2 protein-coding genes are annotated in these 2,823 nt (G+C 42.8%); both read left to right on the forward strand.

What is annotated here, in order from left to right:
- Positions 1 to 63: 63 nt before the first annotated feature.
- Positions 64 to 585: a WD40 repeat domain-containing protein gene (locus tag E5S67_RS31575; RefSeq protein WP_246277086.1), complete on the forward strand. Its 522-nt coding sequence runs from the start codon at positions 64 to 66 to the stop codon at positions 583 to 585.
- Between the two features lie 113 nt (positions 586 to 698).
- Entirely contained in the window at positions 699 to 2,759 is a 2,061-nt protein-coding gene (locus E5S67_RS31580) for a caspase family protein (protein ID WP_172193380.1), read from the forward strand.
- The last annotated feature ends 64 nt before the right edge of the window (positions 2,760 to 2,823 follow it).

Raw genomic sequence — 2,823 nt, forward strand, 5'->3', positions numbered from 1 at the left:
TGATTCAGGATGTCGCTCATGTTTCTGTCTCAAAAAAGCTTTACGATCTTCTTGTACCACAAAATGTTACTATTTTGGAGATGTCTACTGTGGAATCTGCAAACCCAAAAACTCATCGCTACCCTCACCGGGCATCCCAATTGGGTCAACAGTGTTGCCATCAGTGCTGATGGCAAAACCTTGGCTTCTGCAAGTGCTGACAACACGATCAAACTGTGGGATCTGCAAACCCAAAAACAGATCAAAACCCTCACCGGCTATAGCAATTCGGTCTATAGCGTCGCATGGAGTCCAGATAGCAAGATTTTGGCTTCTGCAAGTGCTGACAACACGATCAAACTGTGGAATCTGCAAACCCAAAAAGAATTTCCTACCCTCACCGGCCATAGCGATTCGGTCTATAGCGTCGCATTTAGTCCAGATGACAAGACATTGGCTTCTGCAAGCGCTGACAAGACAATAATGTTGTGGAAGTTCGATTTTGATAATTTACTCAAGCACGGTTGTGACTGGGTACGTCCCTACTTACAGAACAATCCCAATGTTAGCGACAGTGACCGGCACCTGTGTGATGGTATTCCTTGAAATTAATAGGTTAGCAACCGGCAACTTCTTTAAAATTACAAGTCACTGTCAAAAACGGCATAAACTTTTTACTTCAAACCTACATAACTATCAAACCTTACCCCCCAACAACCATGACAAACCCAACCCCCAACTTCTACGCCCTCCTCATCGGCATCAATTTCTACTTTCCCCATCGCTTACCAGAAGGTAACTACTACAAAAACTTGCGAGGATGCGTTCAAGATATCAACCACGTCGAAACCTATTTAAAAGACACCTTCAACCTCACACCCGACCAAATTATTAAACTCACCGCGACTGCTTCCGACAATCCCAACCAACCCCAAGAACCCCCGGAACTCTTACCCACCTATGAGAATATCGTCGCCAAATTCAAAGAACTAACCGCCAAAGCCAAACCTCAAGACCGAGTATATATTCACTACTCCGGTCACGGCGGACGGGCGAAAACAATTTATGAGAATATCAAAGGTTTTGGTACTTTAGATGAAGCCTTAGTTCCCACTGATATCGGTCAACCAAATTCCCGCTATTTACGAGACTTAGAATTTGCAAAACTCCTCGAAGCAATGGTAGAAAAAGAGTTAGTTGTAACGCTGGTACTCGATAGCTGTCATTCCGGTGGCGCAACTAGAGAAATGGAAACAGAGGACTGGAGTGTACGCGGTGGCGGTTTTATTGACACCACTTCCCGACCTACAGATAGTTTAGTTGCACCGCTTCAGGAACTAGCACAAAATTGGCAAGCTTCAACAGAAAATAGTCGCAATATTACCGTCGTCAATGGTTTGTTACCAGAACCGAAAGGTTATACCTTAATAGCAGCTTGCCGAGATAATGAATTGGCTATTGAAAAGATTTTTGAAGGGACGGAACGCAACGGCGCTTTAACTTATTTTTTATTAAAAGCTTTGCGAGAATACCGGGGGACAGAGATTCCTGTTAAAGACTTGTACGATCGCATTTCTAATCTAGTTCACAATGACTTTGACCGACAAACACCGATGTTGATAGGCGAGACAAATCGCACTTTTTTGGGCGGTCAATCTGTCTCCTTCACTCCTGGCGCATCCCTTCTCCGTAGTGTACCTTTTACCCGCACTACCCGCACCGTGCCAGTGATGAAGGTAGATGTTCCTAAAAACCGAGTACAATTGCAAATGGGTGAAGCTAGCGTTCTTAAAAAAGGGGCAGAATTCGATATTTTTCGATTCGGGACGTGGAATTTTGAGGACAGCGAACAGCGAATTGCTACGGTTAAAGTTGTAGAGTTGGGAGCATCCGACTGTTGGGCCGAAGTAACGGGGTTACACAACGAATTTACAACCAGAGAACTCACTCCTAAATTAAGAGAAGGAATAATTGAAATTGGTTCTCCTGCTGTCTATTTGAGTCCAGGGTTGAAACAAATTCGGAAAGTTCGGGTTATTCTGCCTGACCCGTTACCGCAAATTTCTGGTGTAAATGTGGCAATGCTGCCAGATATCCTCAAAGCAAAAAAAGAGCAAGTTGAAGGTCATCGCTGGATAGAATTCAGTTCGGAAGCAGAGAAAGAGGAGAATGTGGATTATTTTGTTTCCCTGAATTCTGAAGGGGAATATTGGATTTGGGATGCGAATAAAGAACCTATCAAAAATCTTCTGTTTCCGATCAAAGTAGATGAACCTGAAGCTAGCAAAAAGCTAATCGATCGCTTAATCCACGTTGCCAGATATGAGACTATTTTGGATATGGATAATGAGGATGCTTTTGCTCCGTTAAATGGCAAACTTAAGGTGGAAGTGATTAAATCAGTAAAACGCGAACAGGTAGTTTTGAATGCTGATGGTAATGTTCCTGTATTGGAAGTAGGCGAACGAGTTGTCGTGCGAATTCACAATGAATCCAATCGCACTTTAAATATTTCTGCGTTGATACTTCAGGCGGATTTGAGTATTGTCAAATCCTATCCTAAAGGTGCGCCTTATGAAGTTGTAGATCGTGGACAATCCAGAGAAACTCGCTTAGAAATGGAATTACCAAAAAATTATCAGGAAGGGGTAGATGTCATTAAAGTATTTGCGACAGTGGATGCAACGAATTTTGAGTTATTAGAGTTGCCACCCTTAGACCAACCTCGTCCAGGAATTGGTGATAAAAATCCTACTATAGCGATCGCAAATGATTTGTAAATCATAAATAATGTATAATGAGGATGTAAACCTAAGTAGGAGTTGAGATGTCCCGAGAGAAATC

This window comes from Microcoleus asticus IPMA8 (genome assembly GCF_013179805.1).
In the GTDB taxonomy this organism is placed as follows: Bacteria; Cyanobacteriota; Cyanobacteriia; order Cyanobacteriales; family Microcoleaceae; genus Microcoleus; species Microcoleus asticus.

Coding starts and splice junctions, on each gene's coding strand:
- E5S67_RS31575 (WP_246277086.1), top strand. CDS start 64: ATGTTACTATTTTGGAGATGTCTACTGTGGAATCTGCAAACCCAAAAA.
- E5S67_RS31580 (WP_172193380.1), top strand. CDS start 699: ATGACAAACCCAACCCCCAACTTCTACGCCCTCCTCATCGGCATCAAT.